The organism is Blautia sp. NSJ-140 (genome assembly GCF_022868965.1).
GTDB lineage: Bacteria > Bacillota > Clostridia > Lachnospirales > Lachnospiraceae > Blautia_A.
Genome location: NZ_JALIFS010000022.1, coordinates 1 through 16832 on the forward strand (window position 1 = coordinate 1; position 16832 = coordinate 16832).

13 protein-coding genes and 1 tRNA gene are annotated in these 16832 nt (G+C 45.4%); 11 read left to right on the forward strand and 3 right to left on the reverse strand.

Going from position 1 to position 16832, the window contains the following annotated elements:
* Positions 1-145: 145 nt before the first annotated feature.
* The 3 genes from MUB50_RS16770 (at position 146) to MUB50_RS16780 (ending at position 1689) form a co-directional block, all read left to right on the forward strand.
* Positions 146-607 carry a hypothetical protein gene (locus tag MUB50_RS16770; protein ID WP_118514337.1) on the forward strand — a complete coding sequence of 154 codons (462 nt, stop codon included), beginning with the start codon at positions 146-148 and terminating at the stop codon, positions 605-607.
* 414 nt (positions 608-1021) lie between these two features.
* Positions 1022-1456, forward strand: a complete 435-nt coding sequence (locus MUB50_RS16775) for an RNA polymerase sigma factor (protein ID WP_118514339.1) — start codon at positions 1022-1024, stop codon at positions 1454-1456.
* Positions 1453-1689, forward strand: coding sequence for a helix-turn-helix domain-containing protein (locus tag MUB50_RS16780; protein ID WP_118514341.1), 237 nt, complete (start codon positions 1453-1455; stop codon positions 1687-1689). Before MUB50_RS16775 ends, MUB50_RS16780 begins: the two co-directional genes overlap by 4 nt.
* Before the next feature lie 139 nt (positions 1690-1828).
* Here the strand turns inward: MUB50_RS16780 and tnpA are convergent, their stop codons facing one another.
* Positions 1829-2302 carry an IS200/IS605 family transposase gene (gene tnpA / locus MUB50_RS16785; RefSeq protein WP_118514343.1) on the reverse strand — a complete coding sequence of 158 codons (474 nt, stop codon included), beginning with the start codon at positions 2300-2302 and terminating at the stop codon, positions 1829-1831.
* A gap of 395 nt (positions 2303-2697) precedes the next feature.
* Positions 2698-3912: an FRG domain-containing protein gene (locus MUB50_RS16790; RefSeq protein ID WP_195274759.1), complete on the reverse strand. Its 1215-nt coding sequence runs from the start codon at positions 3910-3912 to the stop codon at positions 2698-2700.
* Between the two features lie 485 nt (positions 3913-4397).
* Here MUB50_RS16790 and leuB point away from each other — a divergent pair, with 485 nt between their 5' ends.
* The 6 genes from leuB to MUB50_RS16820 all read left to right on the forward strand — a co-directional run bounded on the left by leuB (position 4398) and on the right by MUB50_RS16820 (position 12165).
* The gene (leuB, locus tag MUB50_RS16795) at positions 4398-5483 is read left to right on the forward strand and encodes a 3-isopropylmalate dehydrogenase (RefSeq protein ID WP_118514347.1); all 1086 of its coding nucleotides are present in this window, start codon (positions 4398-4400) and stop codon (positions 5481-5483) included.
* Positions 5484-5593: 110 nt separating this feature from the next.
* On the forward strand, positions 5594-7267 hold the full coding sequence (gene ilvD, locus MUB50_RS16800; protein WP_118626661.1) for a dihydroxy-acid dehydratase: 1674 nt from the start codon (positions 5594-5596) through the stop codon (positions 7265-7267).
* A gap of 15 nt (positions 7268-7282) precedes the next feature.
* The gene (ilvB, locus tag MUB50_RS16805) at positions 7283-8965 is read left to right on the forward strand and encodes a biosynthetic-type acetolactate synthase large subunit (RefSeq protein ID WP_118514351.1); all 1683 of its coding nucleotides are present in this window, start codon (positions 7283-7285) and stop codon (positions 8963-8965) included.
* Positions 8958-10040, forward strand: a complete 1083-nt coding sequence (serC, locus tag MUB50_RS16810; protein WP_118514353.1) for a 3-phosphoserine/phosphohydroxythreonine transaminase — start codon at positions 8958-8960, stop codon at positions 10038-10040. The genes ilvB and serC overlap by 8 nt, the downstream gene beginning before the upstream one ends.
* Positions 10040-11203: a phosphoglycerate dehydrogenase gene (locus MUB50_RS16815; RefSeq protein ID WP_118514355.1), complete on the forward strand. Its 1164-nt coding sequence runs from the start codon at positions 10040-10042 to the stop codon at positions 11201-11203. The genes serC and MUB50_RS16815 overlap by 1 nt, the downstream gene beginning before the upstream one ends.
* 416 nt (positions 11204-11619) lie before the next feature.
* Positions 11620-12165, forward strand: a complete 546-nt coding sequence (locus MUB50_RS16820; protein ID WP_244791765.1) for a hypothetical protein — start codon at positions 11620-11622, stop codon at positions 12163-12165.
* 82 nt (positions 12166-12247) lie between these two features.
* On the opposite strand, the gene MUB50_RS16825 is transcribed toward MUB50_RS16820, so the two are convergent.
* The gene (locus MUB50_RS16825; protein WP_244791764.1) at positions 12248-13219 is read right to left on the reverse strand and encodes a carbohydrate kinase family protein; all 972 of its coding nucleotides are present in this window, start codon (positions 13217-13219) and stop codon (positions 12248-12250) included.
* 215 nt (positions 13220-13434) lie between these two features.
* Here MUB50_RS16825 and glgB point away from each other — a divergent pair, with 215 nt between their 5' ends.
* The gene (gene glgB, locus MUB50_RS16830; protein ID WP_244791762.1) at positions 13435-15708 is read left to right on the forward strand and encodes a 1,4-alpha-glucan branching enzyme; all 2274 of its coding nucleotides are present in this window, start codon (positions 13435-13437) and stop codon (positions 15706-15708) included.
* Between the two features lie 126 nt (positions 15709-15834).
* Positions 15835-15907: transfer RNA gene (locus tag MUB50_RS16835), tRNA-Thr, on the forward strand.
* Positions 15908-16832 lie beyond the last annotated feature (925 nt).

Sequence of the window (16832 nt, forward strand, 5' to 3'; positions counted from 1 at the left end):
TGGAATATCGGAACCTGTTCTTGCAGTCTTGTGCTTGCTGTCGTTATTTCTGCCATCTTGATTTTGTGCATGAAAGAGCGAGAAGCAACCCAAACAAAGAAAAAGGCCAAAAAGGTAGCACCAAAGAAAGGCTGGTGATGATTTTATGAAGAAAATAGTTTTAGCATTAACATTCGTCCTTGTGGGAAGTTTTATGCTTGCTGGCTGTTCAAAAGATGAAATTCTCGACCATTATAATAATATCGTTCAGTCAGCTGGAGCTATAGAGCTTACCGGAAATTCATCCTTACAAGGTACGAAAGAAAAAGGAATTGATGATTATACAGGAAGCTATACAGCCAACTATGAGGATTTTTCAGATACAGAGTATTTGTTCGGCGGAACTTCCATAAAGCGTGAAGCTGGTAAGGAGCTGTCTATTGACTGCGCGCTGGAGGTTACGGAAGGTACTGCAAAAGTATTTTGGATTTCTGGATCGGATGAAGCAGTCACTTTGCTTGAAACAACCGGAACATATAGTGATACAATTACACTTCCTGATGGTGGAAATTATATCGGCATTGCGTGTGAGGACTTTACTGGAAACATTGAATTGAATATTGAGTAACATTCTGCCGGACGACGGCAAAAGAAAAAAGCCGTCGTAAAGCAGACACATTTCCACGCGCCTATGAAGCGGCGGCTTTGATTTTCAGAGCCGCCGTTTCTTTTTGCCCGGCGCAGGATCGGCGGCCCACGGAGGAAGCCGCCATGCTGATACGACTTGATTTTTACCAAAATAGCTTCTTAAAAAAAGACTGTGCCCAGCAGGTGACAGCTCCGGCTACGAGTATGAACTATACCATATAAGAAAACTTCATATTACTTTCATTTTCGCACAGTGGGTCTACAACCTGCCGGGCGAATTTTGTCGTTTCCTGTGGTCTTTCGGTGCGGGCCTGAGTTGCCGCAGCAACGTAGATACCGTGGGCGGCGCAACCGGCCCGGCCTTCTCGCTATCCCGCAGATCGGGGGTGAGAAAATGAAATACATCCCTGACGATTATGGAGAACGCTGCCGGTTTGACGCGTTCTGTAAAACTGTTCTCCGCCATGAGGCTATGAACTATTTCCGGGAACTAAATCGTCAGCTGAAACGGGCAATCCAGTTCAGTGCCTTGTGCCAGTATGAAATGGACAAACTCTGCTCGATGGACGAATACCCAAGCGACAGCTTTGTGTCCTCGGCCTTTGGCTATGCCCTACATATCCGGGACGAGCTGGTGGCTGATACCTTTGCCAGCCTGCCGGAACGGGAGCAAAGCATTTTGATCCTGTATTGTGTGTTGGAACTGACAGATGGGGAGATAGGTAGTATTGCAGAAATGTCCCGCAGCGCCGTCCAGCGGCACCGTACCAAAGCCCTGAATGAATTGCGGAAACGATTGGAGGACGACGGAGGGAGGAAAGCGAAATGAAGCAGCCAACTTTCTACGGGCGGGAACTGTTGCCCTTGTCTGTGATCGAGACGGCTCGCGCCGGTGATCCGCTGGCCGTGGAAAGTGTCTTGCGATATTATGACGGCTACATGAATAAACTGTGTACCCGGACACTCTACGATCTGGACGGTTTACCTCATGTGATGGTGGATGAATACATGAAACACCGCTTACAGGCAAAGCTCACGGAAGTCATCGTAAACAAGAAATAGCAAGTCATGACCCCCGGCTAAGCCGGGGGTTTGTGTAAGCCCTAGAAGGGCATAATACGGACAACGCCCCTCAAGGTGCCTCGAACGGTTCGGCCAACTGCATTGCCGACTCGTGGCAGGCCCCTTAAGGGGCGTTGTCTTATGCCTTGGTATTCTTGCTACCCGTAAACGGGTCAATGAACTCTTTCAGGCTCATTTGATCTGCTATCTGGTCTTCGTCAAGCTGATGCTTGATGTACTCCGCAATCTGCTTTTTGTTGCGTCCTACTGTATCCACATAGTATCCTCTTGCCCAAAAGTGCCTGTCTCCATACTTATATTTTAAGTTTGCGTGTCTATCGAATATCATCAGGCTACTTTTCCCTTTGAGATATCCCATGATTTGTGCTACACTATATTTGGGTGGAATACTAATTAGCATGTGGATATGATCCGGGCAGGCTTCTGCCTGAATGATTTCCACTCCTTTTTGCTCGCACAATTTTCTCAGAATCACTCCTATATCCGTTCTGATTTGCCCATATATTGCCATTCTGCGGTATTTGGGAGCAAACACTACATGATACTGGCATCTCCACGTTGTGTGCTGCAAACTCGCTATATCTTTTTCCATCTTAAAAGACCTCCTGGTGTTTTTCTTGTGCAGTTGGCCGACCGCACTTTCATTATACCAGAAGGTCTTTTCATTATATAATCTTTTTTACTCTCCCCAGCAAAGCTGGGGGTTGTCGCTTCGCTAAAGCTTACCAAGACAAAGGAAGCCGTCAAGGGCGCGGAGCGTTCATCTCGACCCTTGACGGCTTCCTCTGTATTTGCTGTGTGGTAACCAAGCAGAAATTCGCTTGAGCCCGCTGTTATTATGACATTTGTGCCTACGCATTTAGAGGTTAAAAAAGCCCGATACACGGGGCTTTTTCAGTGTGATTGGACTACCCAGAAAGGATTATATTCAAGTTCGCATAAGTATGGTTTAAAATGCGTAGAAGTCAACAAGAAATGTCAATTACGCTATAAATACTTGTTTTTGAGATATTCCGAGACACACTCAATTTCAGGAAAAAGAGAAGCGCGATTGATAGAAAAAGTTTCTAACTGCTCAAGGATTTTTTTCTTCTTATCAATCAATACAACTACTTTTTTGTTATGTTCTCTATAACGAAATTTTTCTAGAAAACCATATTGATTATCAAGCCCGCAAAGAATAAACGCACCATCTTGTTTCACAATTCTGTTATTGTTTTTAAGTGCGTAAACAATGTAACTATTAAGAACATCATTTTTGTTTATTTCTGGTTGGAAAGCTGGTTTCTCTAATCTAACTTCATGAATCAGTCTCGCTATCTTAGTGTTAAATTGTGAGCTAGAAATATGCGCATCACTCGCTAGCGAAAAGAACTCACGCTGTTTCTGCGCTGAAAAAACGGGAAGGCTAGCCAAAATAGAAACTGTATCACTTTGTGGATATTTGATTTCCTGATGGTTAGCAGCAATCAATATCAATTCTCCATAGGTTTCGGGCTGGCTTTCGCACGCAAAGAATAAGGCTACCAACAAATTTCTAGTAATGTCTAGTAATCGCGTTGGCAAACCATAGTGTTGCATCTTAACTAATTTTTCTAAATGGGTATGACACTTCTCAAATTCCTCAGGGCAGTTGATTAGCAATTCGTTATACAACGCACTCTCATTTTCTTGCAAGCTAGTCGTACGCATAATTGATGGGCGCAGAATATAATTGGGATTTGCGTGTCCTCTATAAAAAATTAACGTGTCGTTACGCTTCTTTAAAGAAGAAATAAAAGAACTTACACCAGAAACAGATGAAAAGAAATGCAACTCTACTTTGGCAGCATTATATGCCACTCCATTTGAAAAACGGACACTATTTTGAATGCCATGAAATTCTTCTATTCTCCGCAGAAGCTCTTGAGTAAAATTCTCCCTTTCCTGAGCGTTTCTGAGCGATCTATATACCCAGTTGACTATGGCACTTGCCTCTTCATAAGTAAGTTCAATTTTTTGCTCATTATCAACACTTTCTTGCTTTTGGACTTTTGAATTCCAAACAGAACGTGCATTGTCTTGATTAGGATATGCTCCCCGGTACAATACAGCGTATTTTGACTTGCGCGCAACAAGTTTTGCATACATTTCATCTTTCTTGATACGACCATAGATATATATGCTCATATCAAAGTAACCGTCGGATAGCATCTTATCCATGCAAATCATTTTAAATGCTTGTTGCACTTCTTCAACCCAATACAGGTCATCAAAGAAAAAATAAAAGAAGAAGATAATCGCCTCCTATCAACAGCAATCCCCAATAATATCCTGTAGATAATTGTAACAAAAACAAGAAATAACTGCAAGAATATTTTCCTATATATAACTTTGTGTTAAAAATGGTGTGTCAAATATATGCCACACCATTTTGCACCTGTTTGTCAGTCGTTAAGTTAATTTGTTTCTGCTACTTCCTTATCGGCGTTCATCCAATGGTAGGGCAGTTTTTCTTTTTTCTGTGTGCGAAAGTATGTCTCTGTGGCGGCAGAAACAGGGAATTACCGTTTTTTTTTGCATTCCGGAAATAACTTTATCTATTTAATAGGTTGAAATCCGTCGAAAAGTGCGTTATGATAATAACAATTATCCACACCAGTGCGTTAAAATTTTACAGCACAGGGGAAATCGGAGGAGTGAATAAAATGGAGTACAAAATTGCCCTGATTCCGGGAGACGGAATCGGTCCGGAGATTGTTGCCGAGGCCAAAAAAGTTTTAGACAGAGTATGTGAGAAATACAGTCATAAATTTTCATACACAGAGGTTCTTCTAGGAGGGGCATCCATTGATGCTCACGGAATACCTCTTACAGAGGAAGCCATTGCCCAGGCAAAAGCTTCTGATGCAGTACTGATGGGTTCCATTGGCGGTGATGCCAAGACATCCCCGTGGTATAAGCTTGAGCCATCCAAACGTCCGGAGGCAGGTCTTCTTGCGATACGTAAGGCACTGAATCTGTTTGCAAATCTTCGTCCGGCTTATCTTTACAATGAGCTTCGTGATGCATGCCCGCTCCGTGATGAGATCATCGGAGATGGTTTTGACATGATCATCGTAAGAGAGCTTACAGGAGGTCTTTATTTCGGAGCAAGAAAGACTACTGAGGAGAACGGAGTCCGCACAGCAGTAGATACTCTTTCTTATAATGAGAATGAGATCCGCCGTATTGCAATTAAGGCATTTGAGATCGCACGTAAGAGAAGAAATAAGGTTACAAGTGTAGATAAAGCCAATGTTCTTGATTCTTCCAGACTCTGGAGAAGTGTAGTGGAGGATGTGGCAAAGGATTATCCGGATGTAACACTGGAGCATATGCTGGTTGATAACTGTGCAATGCAGCTGGTACGTGATCCGAAGCAGTTTGATGTTATCCTTACAGAAAACATGTTTGGAGATATCCTCTCTGATGAGGCAAGTATGGTGACCGGTTCTATCGGAATGCTTTCCTCTGCAAGCTTAAATGAAACAAAGCTTGGTCTCTATGAGCCGAGCCATGGTTCAGCACCGGATATCGCAGGCCAGAACAAGGCAAACCCCATCGCAACCATTCTTTCCGCTGCCATGATGCTGAGATATTCTCTGGATCTTGATAAAGAAGCAGATGCTGTGGAAACAGCAGTACAGAAGGTTCTTACAGATGGTTACAGAACAGGAGATATCATGTCTGACGGATGCAAGCTTGTCGGAACCAAAGAGATGGGCGATCTGATCGCAGATGCTATCGCATAAATAAAGACGAACAAAACGAAACAGAACAAAAAGAACCGATATCAGGTAAAAGAAGACAATAAGCAGATACCGGATCATATCGTAAAAAATAAAAAGGAGAGACCCTGAAAATGAGAAGTGATACCGTAAGAAAAGGCACACAGCAGGCACCACATCGTTCCCTGTTCAATGCCCTTGGAATGACAAAGGAAGAAATGGACAAACCACTGGTAGGAATCGTAAGCTCTTATAACGAGATCGTACCGGGACATATGAACCTTGACAAAATTGTAAATGCTGTGAAACTCGGCGTTGCAATGGCTGGCGGCACACCGGTTGTATTTCCGGCGATCGCAGTATGTGACGGAATCGCAATGGGACACGTTGGAATGAAATATTCCCTTGTAACACGTGACCTGATCGCAGATTCCACAGAGGCCATGGCACTGGCTCATCAGTTCGATGCTCTGGTCATGGTTCCCAACTGTGACAAAAACGTACCTGGCCTTCTGATGGCAGCGGCAAGAATCAACGTTCCTACTGTATTCGTAAGCGGCGGTCCGATGCTTGCCGGTCATGTAAAAGGACATAAAACCAGTCTTTCCAGCATGTTTGAGGCAGTAGGCTCCTATGCAGCAGGAACCATCACAGCAGATGATCTGGAAGAATTCGAAAATAAAACCTGCCCGACCTGTGGATCATGTTCCGGTATGTACACTGCGAACAGCATGAACTGCCTGACTGAGGTTCTCGGTATGGGACTGAAAGGAAACGGTACCATCCCGGCAGTATACTCTGAACGTATCCGTCTTGCAAAGCATGCAGGAATGCAGGTAATGGAAATGTACAGAAGGAACATCCGCCCAAGAGACATTATGACAAAAGAGGCAGTTTTAAATGCACTTACCGTAGATATGGCACTTGGATGCTCCACAAACAGTATGCTTCATCTTCCGGCTATCGCACATGAGATCGGAATGGACTTTGATATCAGCTTTGCAAATGAGATCAGTGAGAAGACCCCGAACCTTTGCCATCTTGCACCGGCAGGCCCGACCTACATGGAAGATCTTAATGAGGCCGGCGGTGTCTATGCGGTCATGAATGAGCTGAACAAGCTGGGACTTCTCCATACAGAGTGCATGACAGTAACCGGAAAAACAGTAGGTGAGAATATCAAAAACTGTGTAAACCTGAATCCGGAGGTTATCCGCCCTATCGACAATCCGTATACAAAGACAGGCGGACTTGCCGTACTGAAAGGAAACCTTGCACCGGATGGTGGTGTTGTAAAACGTTCTGCAGTTGTACCGGAGATGCTGGTACATGAAGGTCCTGCACGTGTATTTGACAGCGAGGATGACGCAATTGTTGCCATCAAGAGCGGTAAGATCGTAGAGGGAGATGTTGTGGTTATCCGCTACGAGGGACCAAAGGGTGGCCCTGGAATGAGAGAGATGCTGAATCCTACATCTGCCATCGTGGGAATGGGACTTGGTTCTTCCGTAGCCCTGATCACCGACGGACGTTTCAGTGGTGCATCCAGAGGAGCCGCTATCGGACACGTATCACCGGAGGCAGCAGTAGGCGGTCCGATCGCACTGGTTGAGGAAGGCGATATCATCAGTATCAATATTCCGGAGCTGAAACTGGAGATCAAGGTTTCAGATGAAGAGATGCAGGCCAGAAGAGAAAAATGGCAGCCAAGAGAGCCGAAGGTGACAACCGGATATCTGGCAAGATACGCTGCTATGGTAACATCCGGAAACCGTGGCGCGATCCTGGAAGTACCGAAAGCAAAATAAGGAGGAACGAAAGATATGCAGCTTACAGGTGCAGAGATCATCGTAGAATGTCTGAAGGAACAGGGCGTTGATACCGTATTTGGATATCCGGGCGGCGCGATCCTGAATGTTTACGATGCCTTATATGAATACAAAGATGAGATCACACATGTACTGACCTCCCACGAGCAGGGTGCATCCCATGCTGCTGACGGTTATGCAAGAGCGACCGGAAAGGTAGGTGTCTGCCTGGCAACATCCGGTCCGGGAGCAACTAACCTGGTAACAGGAATTGCGACTGCATACATGGATTCCGTACCGATGGTAGCCATTACTGCAAACGTAGGAAGACCACTCCTGGGAAGAGATTCTTTCCAGGAGGTTGATATCGCAGGTATCGTAATGCCTGTAACAAAATACAGTTTCATCGTAAAGAATATCGAAGATCTTGCAGATACGTTAAGAAGAGCATTTTATATTGCAAAAAGCGGAAGACCCGGCCCGGTGCTTGTGGATGTCCCGAAGGATATCACAGGAATGAAATATGAATATGAGCCATGTCACCCGGCTACGGTTAACCGTGAGATCAAAAGTATCCGTAAAGAAGATATTGATCAGGCACTGGAAATGATCAGAGAGGCAGAGAAACCGTTTATTTTTGTTGGCGGCGGATGTGTGATCTCCGGTGCTGACCAGGAAGTACGTGAGCTGGCTCGCAGGATCCAGGCTCCTGTCTGCGATACTCTGATGGGCAAGGGTACTTTCCCGGGAGAAGATCCTCTCTATACAGGTATGGTAGGTATGCATGGAACCAAGGCTTCTGATCTTGGCGTAACAGAGTGCGATCTTCTTATTGTTCTTGGTGCACGCTTCAGTGACCGTGTAACAGGAAATACAAAAACTTTTGCACATAATGCAAAAATCCTTCAGATCGATGTGGATGCTGCGGAGATCAATAAAAATATCAAAGTGGATGCCAGTGTGATCGGTGATGTGAAGGAAGTGCTGAAACGTCTTCTGGAGGAAATCCCGAAGAAAGAACATCCGGAGTGGATCGCACATATCCAGGAGCTGAAAGAAAAATATCCGCTGAATTATGATCACACACAGCTTACAGGTCCGTATATTATAGAGAAGCTTTATGAGCTGACCAACGGTGATGCGATCATCTCCACAGATGTTGGACAGCACCAGATGTGGGCGGCACAGTATTATAAATACAAAGAGCCGAGAACTCTTCTTACTTCCGGCGGCCTTGGAACTATGGGCTACGGCCTTGGCGCTGCAATTGGCGCGAAGATGGGCAGACCGGAAAAAACAGTTGTAAATATAGCAGGTGACGGATGCTTCCGTATGAATATGAATGAGCTGGCAACAGCTGCACGCTGTGGCAGACAGCTGATCCAGATTGTTATGAACAATCATGTACTTGGAATGGTGCGTCAGTGGCAGACGCTCTTCTATGGAAAGAGATACTCTTCTACAGTACTGGATGACGCCGTTGATTTTGTGAAATTATCAGAGGCGCTGGGTGCAAAAGCCATTCGTGTGACAAAGATGGAGGATGTGGAGCCTGCACTTAAGATGGCACTGGCAGCAGAGGGACCTGTCGTTCTGGATTGCTGGATCGATCAGGATCTGAGTGTGTTCCCGATGGTACCGGCCGGTGCGAACCTTGATGATGTATTTGATGAGGAGGATATGAAGAAACATGAGTAGAGTGTATAATTTTTCTGCCGGACCGGCAGTGCTTCCGGAGGAAGTACTCAAAGAAGTAGCTGATGAGATGATGGACTATAACGGCACAGGAATGTCTGTTATGGAAATGAGTCACAGAAGTGCAGCTTTTCAGGAGATCATTGATACTGCAGAGAAAGATCTTCGTGAGCTTATGAACATTCCGGACAACTACAAAGTACTTTTCCTTCAGGGAGGAGCATCCCAGCAGTTTGCCATGATCCCGATGAACCTTATGAAAAACAAGGTCGCAGATTATATCGTAACAGGACAGTGGGCAAAGAAAGCTTATCAAGAAGCTCAGAAATACGGAAAAGCAAACAAGATCGCATCTTCTGAAGATAAAACCTTCAGCTATATCCCGGACTGCAGTGATCTGCCGATCAGCCCGGATGCAGACTACGTATACATCTGTGAGAACAATACCATTTACGGCACAAAATTCAAAAAACTTCCAAACACAAAAGGCAAGACTCTGGTAGCTGATGTATCCTCCTGCTTCCTGTCTGAGCCGGTGGATGTAAGCAAATATGGTATTATCTATGGCGGTGTTCAGAAGAACATCGGACCGGCAGGTATGGTTATTGTGATCATCCGTGAGGACCTGATCACAGAGGATGTTCTTCCGGGAACCCCAACCATGCTTACTTATAAGACACATGCAGATGCAGGCTCTCTTTACAATACGCCGAATGCTTACTGCATCTATGTATGCGGAAAAGTATTCAAATGGCTGAAGAAGATGGGCGGTCTGGAAGTGATGAAGCAGCGCAATGAGGAAAAAGCAAAAATCCTTTATGATTACCTGGATTCCAGCAAGCTGTTCAAAGGAACTGTAGTTCCGGAAGACAGATCTCTTATGAATGTACCGTTCGTAACCGGTGACAAGGAAATGGATGCCAAGTTTGTCAAAGAGGCAGCTGAAGCAGGACTTGTAAACCTGAAAGGACACCGTACTGTTGGCGGAATGCGTGCCAGCATCTACAATGCCATGCCAAAGGCCGGCGTAGAGGCCCTGGTTGCATTCATGAAAAAATTCGAGGAGGAGAATGCATAATGTTCCAGTATCATTGCCTGAATCCTATCGCTGAAAAAGGTCTGAAATTTTTTGGCGATAATTATAAAAAAACAGAGACAGCTGACCAGTGTGATGCAATCCTTGTAAGAAGTGCAAAAATGCACGACATGGAGCTTGCGAAGAGCGTTTGCGCAGTTGCACGTGCAGGTGCAGGCGTCAATAATATTCCGGTTAAGGAGTATGCAGAGAAGGGTGTTGTTGTATTCAACACACCCGGAGCTAACGCAAACGGCGTAAAAGAGCTGGTACTTGCAGGTATGCTCCTTGCATCCAGAGATATCGTAGGAGGTATCGAGTGGGTTGCACAGGAGAAAGATAAAGAGCACATCGGCAAGCTTGCCGAGAAGCAGAAAAAACAGTTTGCAGGATGTGAGATCAGTGGCAAAAAGCTTGGTATCATCGGACTTGGAGCCATTGGAGCCATGGTGGCAAACGCAGCATGCGGTCTTGGTATGGAAGTATATGGCTATGACCCATATCTTTCTATTGATGCGGCATGGAACCTGTCCAGAACCATCAAGCACAGCAAGAGCCTGGATGAGATCTACAGCCAGTGCGATTATATCACCATTCATGTGCCGCTTCTTGACAGCACTAAGAAGATGATCAACAAAGAAGCTTTTGATAAGATGAAGGATGGCGTGGTTCTTCTGAATTTTGCAAGAGATCTTCTTGTTGATGAGGATGCGCTGATCGAGGCTGTTGAGAGTGGCAAGGTTAAGAAGTATGTAACTGACTTTGCAAATGAGACAGTTGCAGGACGCGAGGGTATTCTGGTAACTCCGCATCTTGGCGCGTCTACAGAGGAATCAGAAGAAAACTGTGCAGAGATGGCTGTAAAGGAGATTCGCGATTACCTTGAGAATGGTAATATCAAAAATTCAGTTAATTATCCGAACTGTGATATGGGTACCTGTGTGGCTGTCGGAAGAATCTCTCTTGCGCACAGCAACACACCGAATATGATCAGTCAGGTTACAAAGATCCTTGGATCCGAGGGATTGAATATTGCGGATATGACCAATAAGAGTAAAGGGGAGTTTGCTTATACTCTTATTGATCTTGAGAGTGCGGCGTCTGCTAAGGCGTTGGATGAACTTAAGGAGATCGAGGGCATGTACAGAGTACGTGTTGTTAAGTAACAAAATGTAAAAAAATACTTTTGAAAAATACTGTGTTTCGTTCGGGTTGGCGAACGGACGCAGTATTTTTTTGCGAAAATAGGAAAACCGCAAAGGGGCCGCAAAGCCGCGGCCCCTCTGCACACCCCTCGGGCTTTTTTTGGAGTGCTTGGTTGTGGAGGGTGGGAGTTTTGTTGACTTGTGTCTGTATGCTGCGGTATTGGATACGGAAGGTTGAGCCGATGGAGGAGAACGGCCTGAGGGGGTTGTTGGGAGTGAAATAGTCTTGAGGCCGTTATATGTATGTGACGGTATTGGATGTGGAAGGTTGAGCCGAGAGTGAGGGTGGGTGGGGGTTGGTAGGTCTCGATGTGCGGGGCACATCTGCGGATTTTTTGGAATATTATAGAAGTGAATTTGAATGGTAAATATATCAAATGGTAAATATATCAAATGGGAATATATTAAATGGGAATATATTAAATGGGAATATATCAAATGGGAATATATTAAATGGGAATATATTAAATGGGAATATATCAAATGGGAATATATTAAATGGGAATATATCAAATGGGAATATATTAAATGCGAATATATTAAATGGGAATATATCAAATGCGAATATATTAAATGGGAATATATCAAATGAGAATATATCAAATGGGAATATATCAAATGGGAATATATCAAATGCGAATATATTAAATAGGAATATATTAAATGGGAATAGATTAAATGGGAATATATCAAATGCGAATAGATTAAATGTAAATAGATTAAATACAAACATAATGTGTAAATATAATATACGTAATGGTATTGGATATAAATTTTTATACGATAAGACATTAATAAAAATATATGATATAACAGGGAAAATACGTAGAAACTTCAACAATTGGCGGACAGGCGCGAAGCGCCGCCTCCGCGGTACGTGCCCGGAAAGAGGGGATGCAGGGGGAGAAAAGCGGGCTTCGTAACTCCGAGTGCTTTCTCCCCCTGCGGTTTTCCTCAGCTTATCAAAGCTAATAAATAAGAACTATAAGAAAAAATAAAAACTAATTACTTGCGAGATGCGATGAAGTCAAGAACTTCATCCCTTGTAGGCATCACGCGAAGCGCGCCCTTCTTTGTTGTGATAAGAGAAGCTGCCGCATTTGCAAAAGTAAGCAGTTCTGCAAGGTTCTCGTCTGTGAGATCATCAAGCCCGTGCTCAAGTACATAGTTCAATGTGCTTGCGCAGAAGGTGTCACCGGCGCCGGTGGTTTCGATGGTGTGTTCTTGAAGGAAAGGAGCAGCCTCAACCTTCCGTCCGCGATAATAAGCACGGCTTCCATCTTTTCCCATTGTGATCAGCACAAGCGGGATATGATATTTTTCTTCGATAAGGGCAGCACCCTTATCATAATCTGTTGTGTCAAAAAGAAATTCTACTTCATTATCAGAAATCTTCAGTACATCACAGCGTTCCATGCCGTATTCAATCTCTTTGCGGGCATCGTTCAGATCCTTCCAGAGTGGAGGGCGTAAGTTCGGGTCAAAGGTGATGATGCATCCGGCTTCTTTTGCCACGTCAAGAGCATAGCGGGTTGCTTCACGGACACCCTCATGTGTGGAAGAAAGTGTGCCGAAATGGAAGATCCTGGAATTGCGGATCAGATCGGCATCTACCTCATCCTTTGTCAGCATCATATCTGCACCTGGATTACGGTAGAAAGAAAAATCACGGTCTCCGTCCGGGTAAGTATGTACAAAAGCAAGGGTAGTGTGAATTTCATCGTCCATGACAAGATTTCTGGTATCAATGCCGCATTCTTCTACGGCAGCCTTCAGCTGCTTGCCGAACATGTCGTTTCCGACCTTTCCGATAAATGCAGTTTTTTTGCCAAGACGGTTCAGCATGGCAAGAACGTTACAGGGAGCTCCACCCGGGTTTGCCTCGAAAGTAGGGTTTCCCTGGGAACTGTCACCGTTTTCTGTGAAGTCGATCAGAAGCTCGCCGAGAGCTGTTACATCATACTGTCTGTTTTCCATTGATGATTCCTCCTGATAAGTTATTCGTTTCATATTCTGCTTCATATTATAATCGTTACACATGATTTTGGGAAGAACCAAATCGAATTATTTTCTGTTCTGTTACCGGTTACTTGTGGTGCTTTTTGCGAAGATTAGAACTGTTATCTTTATTTTTCTGTAAAATAGTGGTAAACTTAGTCTATAAAACAACAAATATGATGGAGGAGACGATTATGGCTGATAAAGCGTATGAATATATGGATTGGCCCCGGATCGAGGCGATCGTTTACGGGGAGGAGGCATCACCTCGTGATGTGATGCAGCCAAGGGTAACAGAGGATGGCGTTCTGATCCAGGGATTTTTTCCGGGAGCGGATGCTGCAGAGGTTGTTGTAGGGGAAAAGAGTTATCCGATGATCCTGGAAGATGAGGCTGGTTATTATGCTGTAATGCTTCCGCTGAAAGGGATTCCGGAATATCGTTTCCGTGTGATAAGAGGAAGCAGAAAAGAGACTTTTTACGATGCTTATGAATATCCATGCCAGATCACGGAAGAGGAGGAACGAGCTTTTTGTGCCGGTGTCTATTACGAGGCATATGAGAAGCTGGGAGCGCATCCTGGGACCTGTGGCGAGGTAGAAGGAACATATTTTGCTGTCTGGGCACCAAATGCAATCAGTGTCAGTGTGGTCGGTGATTTTGACAGGTGGGATGGAAGGCGTCTTCCGATGCATCGGATGCCAATGTCCGGAATTTTTGAGCTTTTTGTTCCAGGTGTACAGGCAGGGGCCTCTTACCAGTATGAGATCAAGATCAAAGGTGGCAAGGTACAGAGGAAATCGGATCCGTATGGAAATGGAACCCAGGGAGCGCCGTCTGTGATTTCTGTTGTAACAGAACTGGGAGATTTTTCCTGGCAGGATGAAGCGTGGATGAAGGAACGTGAAAGGTTTGCCAGCCGTGAAGTTCCGGTTTCTATTTATGAAACGGATGTAACAGAGTGGAAAAACAGTGGTGAACTGGTGGAGTTTCTGAAGGAAACCGGTTATACGCATGTAGAATTTCATCCGGTGATGGAGTATCTTGACCGAAGTTCAGGAGGATATTCTACGTCTGCGTATTATGCTGTGACTACCCGTTTTGGGACTGCGGCAGATTTCCGGACACTGGTGGAGGATCTTCATCAGGCAGGGATTGGCGTGATCCTGGATTGGACACCGGCTCAGTTTCCGCGGTTTGATGCAGGGCTTGAGAAATTCGACGGAACTCCTCTTTATGAAGTACAGGATCCGGCTATGGCCGTTCATCCGATGTGGGGCACCATGCTTTATAATTACGGAAGTCCTATGGTCAAAGATTTTCTTATTTCCAATACGTTTTTCTGGCTGGATGAATTTCATGTGGACGGATTTCGGATGGATGATGTAGATGCGATGCTGTATCTGGATTTTGGAAGAGAGGCGGGACAGTGGACGGCTAATCTTTATAGTTCCAATGAGAATCTTCAGGCACTGGAGTTTCTGAAGCATCTGAATTCTATTGTGAAGAAGCAGTATCCGGGGATTCTTCTGATCGCACAGGAGGATGGTTTATGGCCGCAGCTTACAGACAGTGTGGAGAATGATCATCTGGGGTTTGACTATAAATGGAGTGGTGGCTGGACAAAGGATCTTCTTTCTTACCTGGAAGCAGAGCCTTTGGACAGACGAAATTATTATGATCAGCTGACGCTTTCCATGATGTATGCATATAGTGAGCATTATGTACTGACTCTGGGGAAGAGAGATGTGGGTACGTTAAAAGAGTTTCTGGAGAAGCTTCCGGGATCTTCAAGGCAGAAGGATGCTCAGCTGCGTGCTGCGTATGGCTATCTGATGCTTCATCCGGGTGTGAAGATGACTGCGCCGGATGGGGATGTGGGGCCGGAAATGAGGGCGTATCTGCATGATCTGAATGAACTTTACAGGAATCATCCGGCGTTGTATGCAATGGATGGTAATTCGGATGGGTTTGAGTGGATCCAGTTTACCAGCTATGATGAGAATGTGGTTGTGTTTCTTCGTAAGACGGAAAAGCCGGAAGAAACGATTCTTGCGGTGTGTAATTTTTCACCGGTATCTTATGACAGTTACCGGGTTGGTGTGCCTTTTGCGGGGAAATATAAGGAAATTTTCAACAGTGACAGTGAAAAGTTTGGCGGACAGGGTGTGGTGAACGCACGTGCGAAAGCGGCTATTCATATGGAGTGTGATAACAGGGAGTTTTCTTTGAAGCTGAAGCTTCCGGCTTATGGTGTGGCGGTATTTGGGTGTACACCGGAGAAGGTGGATGTGAAGAAAAGCTCTGTAAAGAAAGGAAATGTGAAAAAGACTGCGGGGAAAAGCAGGGGAAAGCGTATGGATAAGGCGAAAATGACGGTGGTTGAAAAATCTGTGGTTGTAAAGGATGCGGTAAAGGTTGTGAAACGGGTGGCTTCTCGCAGGAAGGGGGCTTCAGGGGATGAGTGATGGTTTGTGAATTAAATGGGAATATGGTTGGGGGTGATTGGGGTGGTGAGGATTTAAGTGGATTGTAGGAAAAAGTGCTTGCATTTTTTGTAAAATACGGTATAATATCAGTTGTGTTTAGCACAAGCTGGAATAGCTCAGTCGGTAGAGCACTTCACTCGTAATGAAGGGGTCGTGAGTTCGAGTCTCATTTCCAGCTTATATATGACTGATGGGAGTCCGGTGTCTTTGGAATATGAAGATGCCGGGCTTTTTTTTGTGTGTATGGATGTGGTTGAGGGACGCCAGAGGAAGGTGGCATCGCTCGGTGGCTGTAGTCGGGGATGCTTTTGAGGTTTTGTGAGAAGGATGGAGAGGGACGCCAGAGGAAGGTGGCATCGCTCCGGGCAGGGACTCCGTCGTGGGATACTACTAGGGCTCCGTGAGACGGCTAAAAGCATTGCGGCAGGGTCAGAACTCGCCTCCGGCTCAGACAGCAGATCCTGCCGCAATAACGCCGTCTCTCGCAGCCCAAGTAGTAATCACCCCTCCTCCGCAGCAGCCCGGCCCGATGCCACCTTCCTCTGGCTGACGCTTCCAGCCGACAGGAAAAAACATGCGGGGGATGGAAGCGGACTGGGCGTCCTGTCCTGAAATGTCAGACTGGTACAGAATATTCCTATAAGTATCGAAGAATACGGGATCGGCACAGCGTATCACCATAAATATCGAAGAATACAGGAACTAGATCGGCACAGCATACTACCATAAGTACCGAAGAATCCTAGAACCAGATCGCAGATCGGCATAGCGAACCATCATAAGTACCGAAGAATCCCAGAACCAGATCGCAGATCGGCACAGCGAACCACCATAAGTACCGAAGAATCCCAGAACCAGATTGCAGATCGGCATAGCGTACCGCCATAAATATTGAAGAATACAGGAACCAGATCGGCACAACGTTCCACATCCAATACCGGAGCATACAGACAAAAGTCAACAACGCAGCACACACAACAACGCAGAACTCCTTCCGTGCCCAACGGGGTGGGAGCGCGAGGGAGGGCGTTCGGGCTACGGAACTCTGAGATCGCCTTCCCTCGCACTTACCGCATTGAAAATGCGACCGGCGTAGCGCCATC